The organism is Eleftheria terrae (assembly GCF_030419005.1).
GTDB lineage: Bacteria > Pseudomonadota > Gammaproteobacteria > Burkholderiales > Burkholderiaceae_C > Caldimonas > Caldimonas terrae.
The window spans coordinates 307,921-325,219 of the sequence record NZ_CP106953.1 but is presented as its reverse complement, the minus strand read 5'-3'; the positions used below and the strand labels follow the sequence as shown (position 1 = coordinate 325,219).

At 60.7% G+C, this 17,299-nt stretch carries 16 protein-coding genes and 1 pseudogene; 13 read left to right on the top strand and 4 right to left on the bottom strand.

The window, feature by feature from the left end:
- The first annotated feature begins 37 nt into the window (after positions 1 to 37).
- A complete protein-coding gene (locus tag N7L95_RS28265) occupies positions 38 to 610 on the top strand; it encodes a hypothetical protein (RefSeq protein WP_301260966.1) in 573 nt (190 codons plus the stop codon).
- A 246-nt stretch (positions 611 to 856) separates the two neighbouring features.
- Here N7L95_RS28265 and N7L95_RS28260 read toward each other — a convergent pair whose 3' ends face one another.
- Positions 857 to 1,222 (bottom strand): H-NS histone family protein, encoded by a 366-nt coding sequence (locus N7L95_RS28260; protein WP_301260965.1) that lies wholly within the window; start codon positions 1,220 to 1,222, stop codon positions 857 to 859.
- 633 nt (positions 1,223 to 1,855) lie between these two features.
- Between N7L95_RS28260 and N7L95_RS28255 the strand changes: the two genes are divergently transcribed.
- From N7L95_RS28255 to N7L95_RS28240, 4 genes and pseudogenes are all read left to right on the top strand, one after another.
- Positions 1,856 to 2,341 (top strand): SLATT domain-containing protein, encoded by a 486-nt coding sequence (locus tag N7L95_RS28255; protein ID WP_301260964.1) that lies wholly within the window; start codon positions 1,856 to 1,858, stop codon positions 2,339 to 2,341.
- Positions 2,325 to 2,972, top strand: a complete 648-nt coding sequence (locus N7L95_RS28250; protein WP_301260963.1) for a GTP cyclohydrolase II — start codon at positions 2,325 to 2,327, stop codon at positions 2,970 to 2,972. The genes N7L95_RS28255 and N7L95_RS28250 overlap by 17 nt, the downstream gene beginning before the upstream one ends.
- Positions 2,973 to 3,105: 133 nt before the next feature.
- Complete coding sequence (locus N7L95_RS28245; RefSeq protein ID WP_301260962.1) at positions 3,106 to 4,275, top strand: YaaC family protein; 1,170 nt, start codon at positions 3,106 to 3,108, stop codon at positions 4,273 to 4,275.
- Positions 4,276 to 4,454: 179 nt separating this feature from the next.
- Positions 4,455 to 4,679 (top strand): annotated as a pseudogene (locus N7L95_RS28240) (transposase); the annotation flags it as partial.
- 811 nt (positions 4,680 to 5,490) lie between these two features.
- Here the strand turns inward: N7L95_RS28240 and N7L95_RS28235 are convergent.
- On the bottom strand, positions 5,491 to 6,606 hold the full coding sequence (locus N7L95_RS28235; protein ID WP_301260961.1) for an IS5 family transposase: 1,116 nt from the start codon (positions 6,604 to 6,606) through the stop codon (positions 5,491 to 5,493).
- Between the two features lie 491 nt (positions 6,607 to 7,097).
- Positions 7,098 to 7,595 (bottom strand): hypothetical protein, encoded by a 498-nt coding sequence (locus N7L95_RS28230; RefSeq protein ID WP_301260960.1) that lies wholly within the window; start codon positions 7,593 to 7,595, stop codon positions 7,098 to 7,100.
- A gap of 501 nt (positions 7,596 to 8,096) precedes the next feature.
- On the opposite strand from N7L95_RS28230, the gene N7L95_RS28225 reads away from it, so the two are divergent.
- The 3 genes from N7L95_RS28225 (at position 8,097) to N7L95_RS28215 (ending at position 11,039) form a co-directional block, all read left to right on the top strand.
- On the top strand, positions 8,097 to 9,554 hold the full coding sequence (locus N7L95_RS28225; RefSeq protein ID WP_301260959.1) for a site-specific integrase: 1,458 nt from the start codon (positions 8,097 to 8,099) through the stop codon (positions 9,552 to 9,554).
- A gap of 104 nt (positions 9,555 to 9,658) precedes the next feature.
- Positions 9,659 to 10,573: an abortive infection family protein gene (locus N7L95_RS28220; RefSeq protein WP_301260958.1), complete on the top strand. Its 915-nt coding sequence runs from the start codon at positions 9,659 to 9,661 to the stop codon at positions 10,571 to 10,573.
- A gap of 238 nt (positions 10,574 to 10,811) precedes the next feature.
- Positions 10,812 to 11,039: a hypothetical protein gene (locus N7L95_RS28215; RefSeq protein WP_301260957.1), complete on the top strand. Its 228-nt coding sequence runs from the start codon at positions 10,812 to 10,814 to the stop codon at positions 11,037 to 11,039.
- A 425-nt stretch (positions 11,040 to 11,464) separates the two neighbouring features.
- On the opposite strand, the gene N7L95_RS28210 is transcribed toward N7L95_RS28215, so the two are convergent.
- The gene (locus tag N7L95_RS28210) at positions 11,465 to 12,064 is read right to left on the bottom strand and encodes a recombinase family protein (protein WP_301260956.1); all 600 of its coding nucleotides are present in this window, start codon (positions 12,062 to 12,064) and stop codon (positions 11,465 to 11,467) included.
- A gap of 474 nt (positions 12,065 to 12,538) precedes the next feature.
- Between N7L95_RS28210 and N7L95_RS28205 the strand changes: the two genes are divergently transcribed.
- From N7L95_RS28205 to N7L95_RS28185, 5 genes are all read left to right on the top strand, one after another.
- Positions 12,539 to 12,925 carry a hypothetical protein gene (locus tag N7L95_RS28205; RefSeq protein ID WP_301260955.1) on the top strand — a complete coding sequence of 129 codons (387 nt, stop codon included), beginning with the start codon at positions 12,539 to 12,541 and terminating at the stop codon, positions 12,923 to 12,925.
- 5 nt (positions 12,926 to 12,930) lie between these two features.
- Positions 12,931 to 14,805, top strand: a complete 1,875-nt coding sequence (locus tag N7L95_RS28200; RefSeq protein WP_301260954.1) for a hypothetical protein — start codon at positions 12,931 to 12,933, stop codon at positions 14,803 to 14,805.
- A gap of 182 nt (positions 14,806 to 14,987) precedes the next feature.
- Positions 14,988 to 15,713 carry a hypothetical protein gene (locus tag N7L95_RS28195; RefSeq protein WP_301260953.1) on the top strand — a complete coding sequence of 242 codons (726 nt, stop codon included), beginning with the start codon at positions 14,988 to 14,990 and terminating at the stop codon, positions 15,711 to 15,713.
- Between the two features lie 48 nt (positions 15,714 to 15,761).
- Positions 15,762 to 16,625, top strand: coding sequence for a hypothetical protein (locus N7L95_RS28190; RefSeq protein WP_301260952.1), 864 nt, complete (start codon positions 15,762 to 15,764; stop codon positions 16,623 to 16,625).
- Positions 16,622 to 16,990, top strand: coding sequence for a hypothetical protein (locus tag N7L95_RS28185; RefSeq protein ID WP_301260951.1), 369 nt, complete (start codon positions 16,622 to 16,624; stop codon positions 16,988 to 16,990). The genes N7L95_RS28190 and N7L95_RS28185 overlap by 4 nt, the downstream gene beginning before the upstream one ends.
- The last annotated feature ends 309 nt before the right edge of the window (positions 16,991 to 17,299 follow it).

Below are 17,299 nucleotides of genomic sequence, written 5' to 3'. Positions count from 1 at the left end.
GCTCGCCATCCGTCGACCACCATTGAAGGATACGAGCATGCACGCACACGACCAGATGGCTGCGGCCATTGATTTGCGCATGAAGCAACTTGCCGCTCAGGACGCACCCCTCGAAGTAGTTCTGGACCGGATGTTGGGGTTCCTGCCGAGCCTGCGGCAGGTGTTGGAGGGAAGCACAGAGCCAGCGCTCGATGAGCTTTACAAGCGATATGCCGGGTTCCGAGCATTCGCATGCCTATGGACGCATGCCACTTGGCTGAGCCAGCCGCCCTGGCATGACGGGCAGCCGTTCAACTTGCCGAAGGCCTTGCATGAACCGTTTTCCGCCATGCTGTCCACTACGGCGGCGCTCGAGATGGCGTTTCAGGCCTGCCTTGATTCAAACGAGTCGGACGCGCTTGCTCAGCAGCTCGCCACGCTGAGCGGCATGCACGTCGAATGGCTCCGTCAGGCCAAGCAGGTCATCAACGACTTGGCTGGCCTCGACATCCCGTTTGACATCACACAGTACATCACCGACTCGGTCACCGATGCGGCTGATCGGATCAGGATGCTGGAGGCGCAGGTCCTAGCACGCGTTCCCGACAGCTCGGTACCGCGAGCGGCCTGAAGCGAGGAGAGCGGCCGCATCGGCCCCACCCTGCGCGGCGGCAGCTGTCACTGAACGGTGCCCGCCTCGGGCGTCCTCGCAGCAGCGGATGCCACCGTCTTGCGCTTCCTGGCGGCCGGCTTCGCTGCCTTCTTTGCACCGGTCTGGCGCTTGGCCGTCCCTGCAGCTCGGCGGGAGGCCTTCCTGGCTGCTGGCCGCTGAGCGGCGGAGCGACGCTTCTTCGCTGGCGCCTTCTCGCTTCCAGCGCTAACTTCGCTGGTACCCTCGACTTCGGCGAGGAAGGATACGATCGCCTCGCCTCGCCTCGCCTCGCCTCGCCTCGCCTCGCTCGAGAGCTTCGCGCAGCCAGCGCGGGCGAGGGCCGCGGCCGGACCAGCTGTTGCCACGGGCGTCCTGGTACTTCGGCACTTCGGCCTGCGAGGCCTTACCTGTCGATGAATTTCGGGCGCGAGCCTTCTCGCCGTCGAACACGTCCTCCGCCTTGAAGCCGTAGAGCGCGACGAGTCGCTTGATCTCTTTCAAAGCGCCGGTGCCCTCCTTGCGTCTCGCGGCTTCCATACGGCGCTGCAGCGCTTCCATCTCGTTGCGCAGTTGGGCGTAGGGCTTCGGCATAGAAGGGGGCATCAGGTATTGGTCGCTAGCATACGAACTTCGCCTAGTAGCACTCGAAAGCGAGCCAAGTACCCCAACAGGAAGACCGTAGCGGCTCGGTCGGGAGGCCGAGGTAGCCAACGTTTCATGTTGTATACGTACAGCATTTTGACTGTTGTCATCCTCGCCGTTGTCCGCAAATTCGCGTCGAAGGCAAGAAGGTCCCAGCGCAGGACCTGGCAACCTTCAAGTTGGACTCAACCCGGGGTCACCTCTGGCTCATCTCCGGCCGCCTGCCCACCGGCGAGCGCGTCACGGTCGCGAAGCTCACGGAGGGCGCTGGACCTCCCGGGTGCCACCTGCTGCCGCAACTCGACCGCGCCACTGTCACGGCGATGAAGGGCAAGCAATTTGTTGAGCGTGATTCAACTCCTGCCCCGCCGCAGCGGCTGACCTGAGATGCGATCAGCGTCAGTAGTTGAGAAGCGTGACATCTTCACGGCAACACGGCGTCTGTAGTAGCGTCCGTCCTCATATCACCCGCAGACGGCCGCAGCACCGTTAGAGTGTTATTCAGTCGCCGAGGCCGCAAATGATCCCGATGCCCACGGGTGCGCCTTAGCCTGGATATCTGCATCCACTCGCTGCGTCGTCATGTCAGAAAACCCGGAAAAGTTCGCCCAATCCAGCATCTCAGGATTCAAGGAAAAAGCGGATCACAACAAACTTGAGTCGCTTGCATGCTTCCTACTCGTTATCGGGTCGAGTTTGCTAAGTCCGTTATTTGTAACACTGGGCGATGGGATTATTTGGGGCAAGATCGTACCCTCTACGCTTTCGCTGGTGGCTGCGGGAAGCACAGCGTGGCTCCAGCTTCGGAAGCCCCAGAACCTCTGGTCCTTGTACAGGGACTGCCAGCGTAGACTTGAAGATCACCTCTACAAGTTTCAGTATTGTCTTCACGAGTACGCAACGGACGAACGTTCGCGCAGGCAGCTCTTAGCTGAGGCGGTCCGCAAGGTCGCCTGGGAGGCTCATGAGAGATGGCTCCCACTTGTGCCCACCCCAGAGGCGCTCGGAGGCGCTAGCAATTCTAGCGCTGCACCTGTGATCGAGAATGACCATGCAACACGAGCCTAGAGTAGCTTCCACCACGCTCCGCACTTCCCGCGGCGAGTTCAATTTCTTCTGTTTTTCTTGGGGAGAGCACGAGGAAGATAATGTCCTGTGTCTTGCGAACCGAAGTGGAACAGCGAACCTTGGTGGAACCGATCTCGCGCCGTTGTGCCGGGTTCAAAGTGCCTGTTATACCGCGGAGATCTTCCAAAGCGTAGACTGTGATTGCCATGAGCAGCTTCACACTAGCTTGGCGATGATTCGGGAGCATGGCGGCGTGCTGGTGTATATGCTATGTGATGGTCGAGGTGCCGGCCTGTTCAATAAAACCCTCGGACTCGAACTCGGCAGAACTGACGGTCTTGATACCTCTGATGCCTATGCTCGACTGGGTATTCCGCAAGATCCGAGGGAATACTCTCGCGTGGCTTTCGCGCTTAAGCACCTTGGTCTCCTTAGAATACGATTGCTCACGAACAACCCGAGAAAAATCGACGGCATCGCTCAACATGGTATTACCGTGGAGCGATGTGCGCTGGAAATCGCTTCTACCCGTGAATCCGAGTCATATCTAAGAACAAAAGCGACGAAAATGGGGCACCTCCTTTCCGAGTTCGAGGGAGAGGAGATAGGTCGCCCTGAAGGCACTTTTTAGAGTGGCTGGCAGCTGGAGTAAGCGACCCAGCGTGTCGGAGAAGGCTCACGCCTTCCTTAAGGGGTAAGGCGCACGGCCGCGCGTCGCTTGTTATGGCGTCTGCGGAAAAGGAAGAAAAATGATAATTGGGCGAATGAATGCGGGTGACTTTGGCGTTAGAGCGGACGGCAAAACTATAGACGGTGAGGCCCTGCAGGCGGCTCTGGACTATTCGTCGTCACCCAAAGAATTACCCGTGGCCGAGCGCGCTTCGCTCCCTGACGCCGACACGAGCAACGTATGGGGACGCCTCTCGGTTTTTGAGAGTGTCGATCTAGTGAAGGACCGTTTTGAACGATTGCATCGTCGAACGCTTGGTAGTGACAAGGCGCGCGAAGTGGCGTCTCATGTCGCGCAGGCAAGGTCTTATTTCGAGTCTGCAGCCAGTTCTGACGTTAGTGTAAAGCCACTTCTTCAGTACTATGGCACGCTGGCCATTAGTCGGGCATTGATCCTTTATCGAGTCCCCAATATGAGGGAGAGTGCTCTGGCAGGCGCGCATGGCCTTGCGGAGATGCAGTGGGGACAGACCTTGGCCAGCGGTCTTCCCAACGTTGCCGATCTGCGCATAAAAGTATGCCATGGGACATACTTGCAGCTTGCGCATGCTCTTAACTGCGCGTGGAAAGCCTCTATTCTAACGGCTCCTATCCCAAGCCAAATTACTCTCTCCAAGAGTGGTGGCCTTCTCCCCGTTGGATCTGAATTTACTCTCGGGACTTTGGCGGCGCGTGTTCCAGATCTGGCCGGAGAGTTTGAAAGCATCACAGGCCTGGCTTCCTACTGCTTCCCGGTTTTTGTATTTCAGCTTTCACCGGATACTTACACCGACATCGACTTCTTTCCTGGTCTGCATGGGCTGCCTTCTTTGGAGGAAATGACGCAGCAGTTTAAGATTGAGTCGGCGCTTGATGACAGAACTTATCATTTCCGAGTCGGCGCAGTGCGGCATTATTATGTACGTATAAGGCATAAATCACTCCACGAGGTGGCCGAGAAACTTCCGTCCCTTTCCGTTGATAGGCAGGGACAAACCTACGCGATTAGGCCGTTTGCGTCGGGTGGAACACAGTCTGTGATACTAACGGTGTTTGCTATTGGCTATATTTTGGGAATGTTTTCTAGATATTTCCCGACGGCTTGGGGGAACTTGTCAAGCAGGAGTTCCGGGGATCGAGTATACCCTTTGCTTGCGGCTGCCTCGAATCTGGTTCAAACCTGGTACCCGATTGCGATGCTACGCGAGTTCGAGGAGTGGCGTTAATCGTCCCTTATCTACTCCGATATCTACTCCGGGGATGTATCGGAACGTGACGCGTCGAGGCAACCTCTATTGAATGCTGCCAAGGGGGTGCCGCAGCAGTTCAGCTGCTCTGCGCTGCCTCCGTGTCTTCGTAGCAGGTAGGTCTAGAGTCCGATCAACCCGAGATGGAGATCGGAGCGATGAAGAAGCGATACACCGAGGAGCAGATCATTGGCTTCCTGCGCGAAGCGGATGCAGGCCTGCCGGTCAAGGAGTTGTGCCGCAAGTACGGCTTCAGCGAACCGAGCTACTACGCCTGGAAAGCCAAGTTCGGCGGCATGAAGGTGTCGGACGCGCAACGCCTGAAGGCGCTGGAAGCCGAGAACACGAAGCTGAAGAAGCTGTTGGCCAACTCGATGCTCGAAGGTGTGGCGGAAAGCAGAGCCGCCATCGCAGCGCTACTTCTCAGGAGACCTACTTGCAGCGGGCTGCCTGGACCGGAGCGGAATGGGCTTGTTGATATCAAGCTCGGTTAGCGGCCACTTCTCGCTGAACAATTCACGCAGCTTCGCAAACTGATCCACGGACCTTGCTAAGCATTCTGCCGGAGGCACATAGGGCTGCTTGTGATCTGGAAGCCAAGGCACAGTGTGCGGAGGACCTCCAGCCAGGTACTCCACGCGAAGCCAAAACTCGTCGCTCCATGGCCCACCTTCTGAACTCAGCACGAAGGTCATTGGGTGACCCCGTCCGCCAATCACGTCGCGAAAGCCGCTAAAAGGGGCTTCTGCCACGAACCTGATATCCAAGGTCATCGCAGCTTCAAACATGAGTCGCCGTGCTTCCTTCAACTCGTCGCTGTCGGACACACGAAAGTCAAAGGCAGCACAAGTGATGAACGGAGCATCCACTCCCATCTTGGGCAATTCAGGCTTGCAGCTAGACAGCCCAACGGCGACCATGCAGAGCACGGGCAGGCTCAGGACGCGCTGCGGCAGTACGGGCACGGAGACACGGCCTAGACACCAGGCCAGAATTCTTGCAGCGGTCTGCGTCATCAATACTCTAGCACTCCCTGAGACTCGGTCTAGCAGGCTGCTGAAATACTGCGCTGAAGCACCTACCTCGACCCGCGAGCTGATGGAGTTTCGGTAGCTGCCGTCGCGAGGAGTGTCAGAAGGGCCATTTCCGGGCCGGTTCGCCCCTGTGGAGGGCCGAGTTGCGCACCTGCGCTGCTCATCTGGCGCCTTGCAGACGGACCTGTCCCAGCGAGCGCATGCGCACCAAGTTGTAGGCCGCCATGTTCAGCACGAACAACTGGTCCACCTTCTTGAGTCCGCGCACCATCACCTGCCGGACCGAGCCGATGGTCTTGGCCCACCCGAAGGCCTGCTCGATGCGCTTGCGGCATTGCATCGACAACGCGTACCCGTCGGTCTGGGCGATCTCATCGGGCACCGCCGAGCGACGCCCCGACTTGTTCTGCGCCACATGAGGCTCGACCTTGAGCTGCTGCAACTCGGCGATGAACTGCGCCGCGTCGTAGCCCTTGTCTGCACCCAGCGTGATCTCTGCCTCAGGGTTGACCTGCCGGGCATCGTTGATCATGGCCCGGGCCGCCGCGCGCTCGGCATAGCCGTCTGCCTGAGTGACCACGGCATTGACGATCAGGCTGTGCCGGTTGTCCATCGGTGTGTGGCCCATGAAGCGCATCTCGCTGGCAGTCTTGCCCTTGCAATACAGGCGGCTGTCTGGATCGGTCTTCGATTCGTGCGTGTCGTTGCTGCGCGGCTGGCCCCGGAAGTCGCTGCCATCGTTGCTGCTGCCACCGCCCGCGTCGTCGTCGTCACCGGCCTTCTTGGGCACAAAGCTCTTGTGGCTGGCCCACGCCTGGATCAGCGTGCCGTCCACACTGAAGTGTTCCTTGGACAGCCAGTTCTTGCGCTCGGCTTGGGCCAGCACTTCGTTGAAGAACGCGACCACCGCATCGTGCTCGATCAAGCGCTGTCGGTTCTTGCTGAATACCGTGGGCACCCACACGTTGTCGTCCATCGATAGGCCGATGAACCAGCGAAACAGCAAGTTGTATTGCACTTGCTCCATCAGCAGTCGCTCCGAGCGCACCGAGTACAGCACCTGCAGCAACATCGCCCGTAGCAGCTTCTGCGGGGCGATGCTCGCACGCCCGCCCTTGGCGGCGTCCTCATACATGTCGGCGAACATGTCTTCAAGCTCGCTCAGCGCGTCGTTGACCATCGCGCGTATCGCCCGCAGCGGATGCGTGGCCGGCACGAAGTCGTCCAGCTTCTTGACGCTGAACAGGCTCTCGGTGAAGGTGTCGGGACCGCGCATAGGTGGCAACAAGATTCAGGTTCGGGTGCTGGGTGACACTGTGCCGCATCTCCGCCAGGATGCGCTGCCGACGGCGAGGTATTTCAGCAGCCTGCTAGTTTTACGGGCGCGCCCAGTCTGTCCCTCATAGTCGTCACAGCGGCACGCTGCAGTAGATGGTCGCGGGCAGCGGAACCAAGACGGCCGTTTCAAAGATGGCAGCCCGCACGGCGTGCCTCCGCCAGGCAGCCTTCCGGGCGCACATCAACCAGATGGCACCAGTGACGTGTCACAACCCTCTCGCGATCGTCGTCGGTTCGACCTGCGAGCAGCCGCTCAAGACCCTGATTCGTGACGATTTCGACGACCACTGCGTCACGTCATTGGACGCGGCCGCGGCCCTACTGGCCGGGAAGCGGCGAGCTTACACGGAGTGTCTCGCGGCATGGCGAGCAAAGCCAATCCAACGGGGGACTAATCCGTCTTAACGGCGAGGGCCGCGTCAGCGTACCTCAACTCGATACCGCCTGATCGCCCGACCACGCTTTTCCAAGCCCCTCGTTCTCAAGAAACCGTCGAACAAGCAGCGTCTCTGGGAGAGGGACGAACTCCATCGCACGGTAGTAGTTGCTTACTGCGCGATCGAGCATATCCCAGGCCTCAGCGCGAGGGTCAAAGCGAAGTAGCCCGTCCGGGCGTTCGTGCTTGGTCGAGTTTCTTGCCTCGTTCAGCCGCCACCTCACCCATTTCGCGTCGAGCGGCGCATCTGGATCAACGAGAGGGCTCAACTTCACGATCGCTTCGACGTGATCACTGAAGGCACCGGTCCTACCCTTGCTTTCGACCAGTTTCGCCAGCAGCTCTTCTGCTCCTCCAGCCAGATGCAGAACGGCGTAGTAGCGGTTTCCCGCGTAGAAGAGCTCGAGTGCCAGGTCCAGCAGTTCGGCCGCAACCAGGTACTGCTGTCGCTCGACCCCGTGATCCAACGTCCCGCCTACCTCGTTTCGCATTTCCGCCTCCCGTCTTACCTTTGCACTCCTCGGTTCCCCTTCGCGAGCGCCAGGTCGAACTGTCGTGTCACGGCGCTAGCTCCTAGGATCGAATATTGACATCATCAACGTGCCCAGACCGGACGCCCTCTTTGCTACACCAGGACGGTGGGAAACCGCTCTATTCGACCTTCGCGTAAGTCCTTGTCAACAAAGCACTTCTGCGTAGGCCAGACGGAAAAAGTCGCCTCACTTTTTAGAGAAGAGAGAGGAAAAGAGAGTCCAACTGGGCCGGAAACGGCGGGGAAGGGCGGAGGCGTGGCCTACGCAGAATGGCCCGCAACCCCGCACCGTTGCGGGAACTGCCCAAAGCAAAACGCCCAACCGAGAGCGGTTGGGCGTTGTGTCTTGGTGGAGACGAGGAGGGGAGAACCAATTCACGGTTTAGGCCCAGGACTGGCGCCGGTTCTGCATTCTCGGAGTACAGTCTGTACCTATCGACTGTACCTACGGCGCCTCCTCATGCCCCCCATCCCGATAAAGTACACCAAGCAGCGCGGCCACAAGCTCTACCTCAACCTTCCAATTCCGAAGCACCTGCGGGGCCACTTCCTGACGGCGACCGGGAAGCCACAGAGCTACATCGTGGAGGCGCTGGGAACCGGAGATGCTCGTGAGGCTGCGAAGCTGGTCCAGCTGCGCCGCGCTCATTGGCTGCTGGAGTTCGATCTGCTGTCCCAAGCCAAAGCCGCGGGAAAGAAGGTCGAGCCAGTTGCGTGGCGCGCCACAGAGCTGCGCGAGGCGATGGCCGAAGCCCTTGAGAAGGAGGACAGCGATGGAGCAGACGTCATCGAGTCCGTTGCGGCCGACCTCGCCGAGGAAGTCGAGGCGAAGCACGGCCACTTGGTGGCCCAGCAGTTCTATCAGACGGCCACACAACCGGACCGTTTGACGTTGAAGGCGGCACAGGCCGAACTGCATTCCTCCAAGGATCTCAAGGAGCAAACCAAGCTGAAGCGCGAGCATGCTCTCGGGGAGTTGCTTGCGTTTCTGAAGGTCCCTGACTGCCTCCCCGAGTGCGTCACTGATGCGCGCGCTGTAGCCTATGTGGACTTCCTCAACCGCAGCGACCTGGGGCACAGCACAAAGCAGGACCGCCTGTCGAGCCTGCAGACCCTGTGGAGGTACTTGCACAGCAAACGGCAGGTGCCCCGCGGAGTGAACCCGTGGACCGACCATCGGCTGACTGGCAAGCGCCGGAATGCTGAAGGAGGGGACGCGGAGAAGCGCGGCTGGAAGGAGGCGGAGATTCTGAAGCTGTACGGACCTGCGCCAGACGGACCGAAGGGTGGACCGCAACACTACACCCGCTCGCTGTTCCTGGAGCTGTATACGCTGGGCTTCCTAACCGGCATGCGGCTGGACGAAATTTGTTCGCTGAAGCGGGAGGACCTGGAGCACTTCGGGTCAACCGATGGAGGCCACGAGCAAGGCTACTGGATCACCATACGCAACGCGAAGACCGAGGCCGGTCAGCGCACGATACCCATTGTTCACCGCGCAGCTGTGGCTGTCTTGAAGAGGCGGCATGAGCACGCCAAGGAGGGCGGTTTCCTGTTCGGTGAGTGCCGCCCTGGAGGACCGGACAACAAGCGCTCCTGGCATGTGCAGAAGGCTTTGGGGCGGTACCGGGACAAACTCGGCTTCGGGTCGGAGGTGGACTTCCATTCGACCCGCCGCAGCTTCATGACGATGATGGACAACGAGGCGGCGGACATGGTGGTTCACGTGCAGCGCTACGTAGGCCACCGGGTGCCCACAATGATGCATGCGGTCTACAGTGACGGGCCGAGCCGGGAAAACTTCCTGCGAGTGGCGCGCGCGGCCAGGTACGGCGCCAAAACTGAAGAAGCCCTTGGAGCCGCTACGCAATACATGACGGTTCGTGATGCGCTTCACGACGCGGTCGGCGCGCCGTAGGCGAGAATCTGCTTTGATTAAAGCTATTGCCATGCATATGCGCGTTGGGTCGAGGAGAAAACTCGCCTCCATCCGTTAATGCCAATTCACGCCGGAACGAAAATATGCCAGCCTACGATATATTCTCAAAACGTCAGAAGAAGCTACGGGGCGAAGTGCCGGATGTTTACGCCTACGACGAGATCCCTAAGCCGCTGCGGGTGCAGATGCTTTACATAATCAGGGATGCGACCGGAAAGAGATACTCAGCCGAGACCGTGTCAGAGTGCTTTGAATTCATTCATGACACTTTGTGTCGAGAGCATGGCTTGCTTAATCTGGTGGATCGACTTTCCGACAAAGGGAAATCCATTGAAGTGTTCTTGCTGCAGGAGCCAAAGGTAGAGTTGGTGCTTGATGCGATTGAGCTTTGTTTTAAGCTGATCGATCTTCATCTTCGAGAGATTGATCCGTATTTTTCAAGCCGTTCCCTGAGCGCCGACGAGGCCGTAGAAGAACTGAACCTTAGGTTCAAAGAACACGGTGTAGGCTATCAATACGTTGCCGGGGGGATCATCAGGATGGATTCCGCATACGTCCACAGTGAAGTTGTGAAGCCTGCCCTTGTCCTGCTCGGTCAAGACGGGTTTGCCGGTGCTAATGACGAGTTCCGTACAGCACACGACCACTATCGACATCGACGCTACAAGGAATGCTTGGTTGAGTGCTTGAAGGCCTTCGAGAGCACAATGAAGTCGGTGTGCAAGCGGCGCGGCTGGATGGCTGAGCCCGGGGCAACAGCGGCACGGCTGGTGGAGGTATGCTTAGAAAACCAACTGTTCCCTCGGTATCTTGAGACCCAGATGGGTGCCGTTCGCACGTTGCTGACCAGCGGCGTTCCGACGATTCGGAACAAGAGTGGCGGGCACGGCCAAGGCAGCGAAACCGTCAAGGTGCCCGACTACCTTGCAAGGTACTGCCTGAATCTCACCGCAACGACCGCACTTCTTCTAATGGAAGCGGATAGCGAAGGGAGCTGAAGATTGGAAGCAAGCCGCAGTGCATTGGTGCTGGCAAGGCCGACACGATTCGAGCGCTCGATCTCGATTCCGGGAATATCCCGCTTGCAGAATCCCACATGAGCGACTGTCCTTAATGCGGGATAAATAGTTCATCTTCCCAACAAGCGCGACAATAACAGGAATCGCCATTCGTGGAGCCCCTCTTGGCGCGGCAGGCGCGGCCCGCGAGAATTTCTTCACCGCAACCGACTCCCCGGTGACCAAAGTGAAGATCCCGTTTACCAAGAAGACCCATTTCCACTTCATCCCCCGCTACTTCAAAGGCTGGAAGCTTGGGATTCCTATGTGGCAGCGGCGGTGGCGCCAGCTCAACATCGGCGGCCACCTGGTTGAGGTGGTGACAGACGACACCAGCCCCGCGCCGCTGGAGCGGTCCTCGGCGATTGACCGAATGATTGCTGACCTTGAGAAGCGCGCGGTTTGATGGTTGCCGTAAGCTGGGACGCCTCGCCCTCGGTGGGGGCGCCCATTGATGCCGCCGCAAACGCGTCTAGGGCCGCGCAGGAGGACGCAGAGGGCGCACGTGGGGCGACCCTACCGGCAGCCATGACGAAGCTGTCCAAGGCGTTCCTGGCGGTGCTGCAGAAGGCGTACCCGGGGCGAGCCTTTGGGGGAGAGATTCGGACTTTGGAAGGCCACGAGGCGGAGGGCGTGGAGATAATCGGCTACGGACATCGGTTGATTATCCGCGCTGGATGCCGCGAGCTTGAGTTTTACGCCCTCTTGCCGAAGGTCCAAGATTTTAAGCAAAAATGTGAGACCCCTTAGATAATCCCAGACCGGCCGGTTTCCCCCGTAGGGGGTGCCCGCCAGGACACCGAGGGGCGCCGCTGGGCGCCTCTTTGCATTTCAGGGCTGCACCGAGGCCGCTCCCTCTCGAATGCTGATCACCGTAGCCCGGGAGACGCAGTAGTCGCGGGCCACTGCGGAGACCGTATCGCCAGCGGCCAGCCTGCGCAGGATCTCCGCTCGGTCACCTTGCGATGTCTTGGCAGGTCGGCCCAGCGCCTTGCCCTCAGCCTTGGCCCTTGCCAGCCCTGCCTGGGTCCGCTCAACCAGCAGGTCTCTCTCCAGCCTGGCGACCGCTGACAACATGGTCACCATGGCCCTGCCGGCCGGCGAGGTCAGGTCCACGTCCCCGAGGTTCAGCACCTTCACCCGGACACCTTCCGTGCTGAGGTGTTCAATGGTCTGCAGCACGTCAATCGCATCGCGCCCCAGGCGGTCCAGCTTGGAGACCACCAAGGTGTCCCCCTGGTCGAGCTTGGCGAGCAGCCTAGCGAACTCAGGGCGCTGCATTGCGGGCACCTTGCCGGAAACCCCCTCGTCAGCAAACCAACGTCTCGCCTCGATTGCATAGCCGGCTGCCGCCAGCTCCTGCCGCTGGTTCTCTGAGGACTGGTCTGTGGTGGATACGCGGCCGTACCCGAAGACGCGAGGGGAGGACATGGGGTCTCCTGTTGGAAATGGGTGTCAGTATCTCCTTTGGTGTTGGATAGTGTCAAGGCTAGATTTCCAACACTTTTGCGGCGCTGGTTCCTGGGGTGTCGGAAACCGTTCCTTTTCTGACACTGCGACTGCTGCCGCGGCAGCGCGTCTAGACCCTGACCCTCGCAAAGACAGTCAACTACGTACGTCTACATGTTCCGGCTCGGCGTCCCGCGGAGGGCAGGAAATCGCGTGGCGGCTCAATGGCTTAGGAGCCTGGGCGCGGGCCCCACTCGCCTATACCCCGACCAGTGCTCAACACACCCTTGCCTCCCTGTGCCTGAGCGCAGCGTCATAGGGGCCAGATGCCTCCTACCGTGGGGGCCAACGCCGGGGCGAAGTAAGGAAATCGCTTTGCGGGTCAACCACTTACAGCAGTCGGCCCCTACTTTTCGGTCCTAAACCCCACCTATTGACCTAAACAAGGACAACCTCATGCACCAACACAGCGGGCCGGCCACCCGGGAAGAACTGGCCGAACTACACCGACTCACCGTCGCCGCCCTGGTGTCGCGCATCAAGGGCTCCAGCCGCCCTAGTCTAGAAATCCTTCAGGTCGCTGGGCGTCTCCTCGCCAACGAGAGCACCCACCTGGGCCCCTTGTCGCCTCGTCGCCAGCGGGAGCTACAGCAGCTGCATGGCCTGTTCCTGGATGCCGTCCTTTCACAGATGCAGAAGGAAGGCCCGAAGTCGGTTGGTCTCCTTCTTCTAGCCCGGTCGGTAGCCCGCGATGCGCCGGACACAAACACCAGCCCCTACAGCGGCGCCACTGTCGTCCCCGTGGGGGACTTGTCGCTTCCCTTCAACTCCACGGAGCAGTAACCATCTTGACCATTGATCCCGTCCGCCTCACGGAAGAGGCCTTTTCGATCCTCGTGAGCGACCTTGAGGCGCGGGGCAATGTCCTGAGCCAACTTCACCGTGCTGCCCTGCTGGAGCTGGTGGACACCCTCGCTGGCTATTCCACCGGTCAGCTACAGGGGCGGCGCGCCTTCGGCCTTCCTACCGGGCTCGGGAAAACCTCCGCCATCACGGCATTCATCGCCGCCGCACATCGGCTGGGGTACCGAATACCGGTGTCTGTCGCTGCCAGCAAGGTGAAGGCGCTGTGCGGGCTCAAGAGGGATTTGATGGAGCACGGGGTACCGGAGGCTGACATTGGCCTCAAACACGCGGTATCCGACGCTACGGAGCCGTCCACGGGGAGCGAATCGCGGCTGTTCCAGCTGGTCACCCACGCCCGTGTCCGCAGCGGGAGGGACTTCGACCTCTTCGGGACCCACGAGGGCCAACCGCGCGCGCTGCTGATCTATGACGAAACGCTCCTGCGGGCTGACGCCTTCGCGTTCTCCGAGCAGGCGCTGCGGCAGGCAACTGCATGCCTCGCCATCGCGGCCGAGGGGAAGGCGGATCAAGCCTTGTCGGCCCTGGTGGCGTACCTGCAGGAATGCGCCGAGACCATCAAGGCAGGCCTGGATCATCTCAAAGAGGCGGGCGACCCGAATGGGAACGGCCTTCCGGTCAATCTCCCTTATCAGGACGAATGCACGGTTGAGCTGTTTCGGCAACTCGTGCAACGGCACAGCCGGGTCCTTCGAGGCTTCGATTCAGAGCTGGACACCCTCCTTACCCTGTCGCAGGAGACCCTTCAGGTTCTCACCACCGAGCAGGGGCAAGGAGTGGTCTGTGCTCGGGAAGCGGTTCCTGCCACTCTGCGCAATGTTGTAGTCCTGGATGCTTCAGGTCCCATCCGGGAACTTGCACGACTTGACCCGACGGTCCAGCACATCGATAGCTTCGACTCTGCGCAGCTCAAAAGCTTCGAGGATGTCCAGGTCTTCCAGATCCTCAGCCCGGGAGGACGCAGCAGCATAGAGGGTAGCTTCACCGCCGCGCGCCAGGAAGCTTCAGCAGTTTCCAAGGAGGTGGCCGACATCATCCGGGATAGGTGGGATGAACCGGGCGGGTTCCTGGTCTTTAACTTCGTCAAGCGGGGGACCCTCGATCTGACCAAAGAACTGGACCGTGACCTTCGAAGATCCGGGATTGACCTGGAAGCGCGGACCGAGGAAGGAAAGCCCCGGGTCAAATTCCTCACCTGGGGGCAGCATGAGGGACTGAATGGCTACGAGTATTGCCAGACCGTCATCATGGCCGGGGTGCTTCACCGCAGTCACCTGGACCTGTCGGCGCTGACCAAAGGGCAGACCGGCAACCTTCGGGAGCCGACACCCAGCAGCCGGATACGTGAGCTGGTCGAGAGCGAGATTGCCCACGCTGTCTACCAGGGCGCAAGCCGGGGAAGCTGCCGGCGGGTGAAGGAGGGCCGGGCAATGCCCATGTCTCTGTACTTCATTCACAGGAACAGCGGTATCCGGTCACTGCTGGACAGAGTGATGCCCGGGGCTCAATGGTCATACCCTGACCCCAAGCACCTGAAAAAGGCGACTGCCGAAGGCAAGGCAGCCCAACTCCTCGGGCAGCTCCTGGTCTACCTGAAGTCCATCCCTGAGGATGTCCTGAAGGTCAGCAGCAGGGAAGTCAAGGCTGCCATGGGCCTTGATCAGACGAAAGCGGTAGAGCTGGCATTCACTCGCTGCCGAGAACTCCTGGACCCCTCAGAACACGGCTGGGCCGCTGAGGGTCGCTCCTTCGTCCGCTCGGGAGTCGCCTACGGGTTCATCGGCGAGTACCGAACTTAACACTCACCTCCCTATAGAAGACCCCTTATAGGGCGGATGAGGGTTAACTGAAAACCTAGCATCTATGCGGTCTACAGCCCAGTTCAGGGGCTGACGGTCATCGCACCACCACCCATCCATAGGCGCCCCAGCGGCTGCCCTGGAGGTCAACCCACGCCCCAACATTTTCCGAGGTCATATCCATGTCCACTCATCTCTCCGCGGCCCTGGCTCGCACCAAGCTGGCGGCCAACCAGGGTCACTCCTGCACTGTCGCCGGTTGTGGCCGCCGCCGCTCTGGCTTTCACAGTCTCTGCAACCACCACAAGGACAAAGCCCGGCTCTACGGGGACCCCCTGGGGAAACCGGTTCATGCCCAGGAATACCAGGACCTCATCCTCCAGGTCCGAGAGCTGTTCGACAGTCAGCCGGACCACCTCTGCCTGGTCGCCTCCCTGAAGGCGGTAACAGCCTGGACCGCTGAGGCAGCTGCGGCCAGCGGTCGCGGTCAGGAGCCGTTCCCCGGCGCTGAAGAGGTCGCAAGGGTCCTGCGGCATGGCGTCCAGCCCCGGGAATTCCTGGTGGTCCTGTGCGCCTTCCTGGTCTTCGCCGGTCAGCAGTCCCAACGGTTCGCCGGCAGGCAGGCCGAGGACTTCGCTCTTAGTCACGCGCTGTTCAAGCTGGCCCCCCGCCCAAGGAAGTTCACCCGCAACGGGGAATCTTCCAGCTCCATCCCTCCGAAGTTCGCCGCCCTGAAGCACGTAGGTCGCTACCTCCGGCAACTCTTGGCGCCGCTGGCGGCCCTCACCCGTATGGCGGTGGAGGCACGCGACCAGCAGAAACAGGAACTGCAGGACGGGATGCGCCAGCCCTTTGTGGCGCCTGTCGTCGCATTGCTCAAGGAGGCCCAGCAAACGATCCAGCCTTGACCCGCCTTCCTCCCTTCATTCCTCTCAATCAACACAGAAAGAAATCTCATGTCTCACATTGAACACCTTGCCGGGGGCGCCCTCCGAGTGACTGCAGGCGCCCAGCCCGAGCCCGTCGCCCAACCCAACCATATCGAACCGGCCGCCCAGGTGCACCAGGGCAGCTACCGCTCAACTGCCGGGGGCACCGCCGAGCACGTTGGTTTTGCGCGGGCAAGCATCAGCACTGCAGCCCCGGCACAAGAAAGTGGCGGCTCCATCATGGCGACCCTGCGGAATGACGCTGGCCCGGGCGGGAGCACCGTCGATGTCGGCGGCCTGCGCACAAGCTTGGCGTCAGCGGCGGCCCTCGGCTTCCTCGTCCGGCTGCCAAGCGGGCAGTACGTGGATGTCAACTCCGCTGCCAGCGGGATTGCGGCCCCGGCGTCTGCGACTTCTCCCGTGCAGCAGCTGCAGCAGTCCTTTGAGCAGCAGGAGCAGACCTCAGCACCTCAGCCGGAGCTGGCATCGCCGGACCAGGAAGAGGCATGGGCGGAGGACATTGAACCGCTTCCGCAGCATGCCTATGAAGGCGCACTGGCCGGCGCCGCCTCCGTGGTGTCTACCGGCAACGAGGAGGGCTGGGCACATGTAGCTAACAGTCTCGCCGAAAGCAGCGGCATCTCCCGGGAAATGGCTTGGGAGTACGTGCAAGGCGGCTTCGACTTCTTCAAGGGCCAGGTGAACGCGGCCCTCGTCAGTCAGGGTCTGGGAGCCGAGGAACTGGAAGACTTCTATGAATACCTCCAGACGAACCGCCCGGACCGCCTCAGCTCCGCTATCAATGAGCTGACTCTTGCCCGGTCTACACAGCTGTTCCGTCAGTTCGCCGGTGAGTGGGTCCGTGGCGGAAAGAAGAAGGCGATCCGATGAACCGCCGCCTCTCTCGCTGCAAGGGCCACCCGCGGCTCGCCATCCGCTGCCCTCTCAAGATCAGCACCTACTTGGCAAGCACCCCAAAGGTGGAGCCCCTGCGGGTTCCGCTGTTGGGCGAGGTCACCCTTCCTCCCTTCCGGGCCGCCGTCGGCGCTTTGCTGATCTCCAGCGCAGCCGCCACGGTCACTGCTGTTCGGGAGGGAGCCCCGGACTTAATCCGGAAGCTTGAGCAATACCGGGCTGAGGTCATCCCGCTGCGTCCTGGGGACCGCCTACGGGTGTCCGCGGGAGGGACGCCGGATGCCGACAGCTATGTCCAGGTCATCCCGCTGACCCACGGCACGAAGGGCTCCGAGAAGTGATCCCCGAGGGCTACTTCAGCCACCGACCGACCTCGCTCGCGGAGGCGGTTCCCCCGGGCTTCCGGGCAGGCCAGTGGGTGAGCTACTGGGTCGGACCTGGGGCGCTGAGTTTCACCTATGAGGGAGCCCACTGGGGAGACCCGCAGCCCTCGGCGCTGCTCATCGTCCCTCATGTCCGAATTCGGACAGTCAAGGGCTGCCGAATCGCACCTCCGGCCTTCTCAACGCGCCGCGCTCACTACACCGCGTTCATCGAATGGCAGCTCGGTGACAGCTTGGTCATCCAGCCCGCCCTCTATCACGGGACCG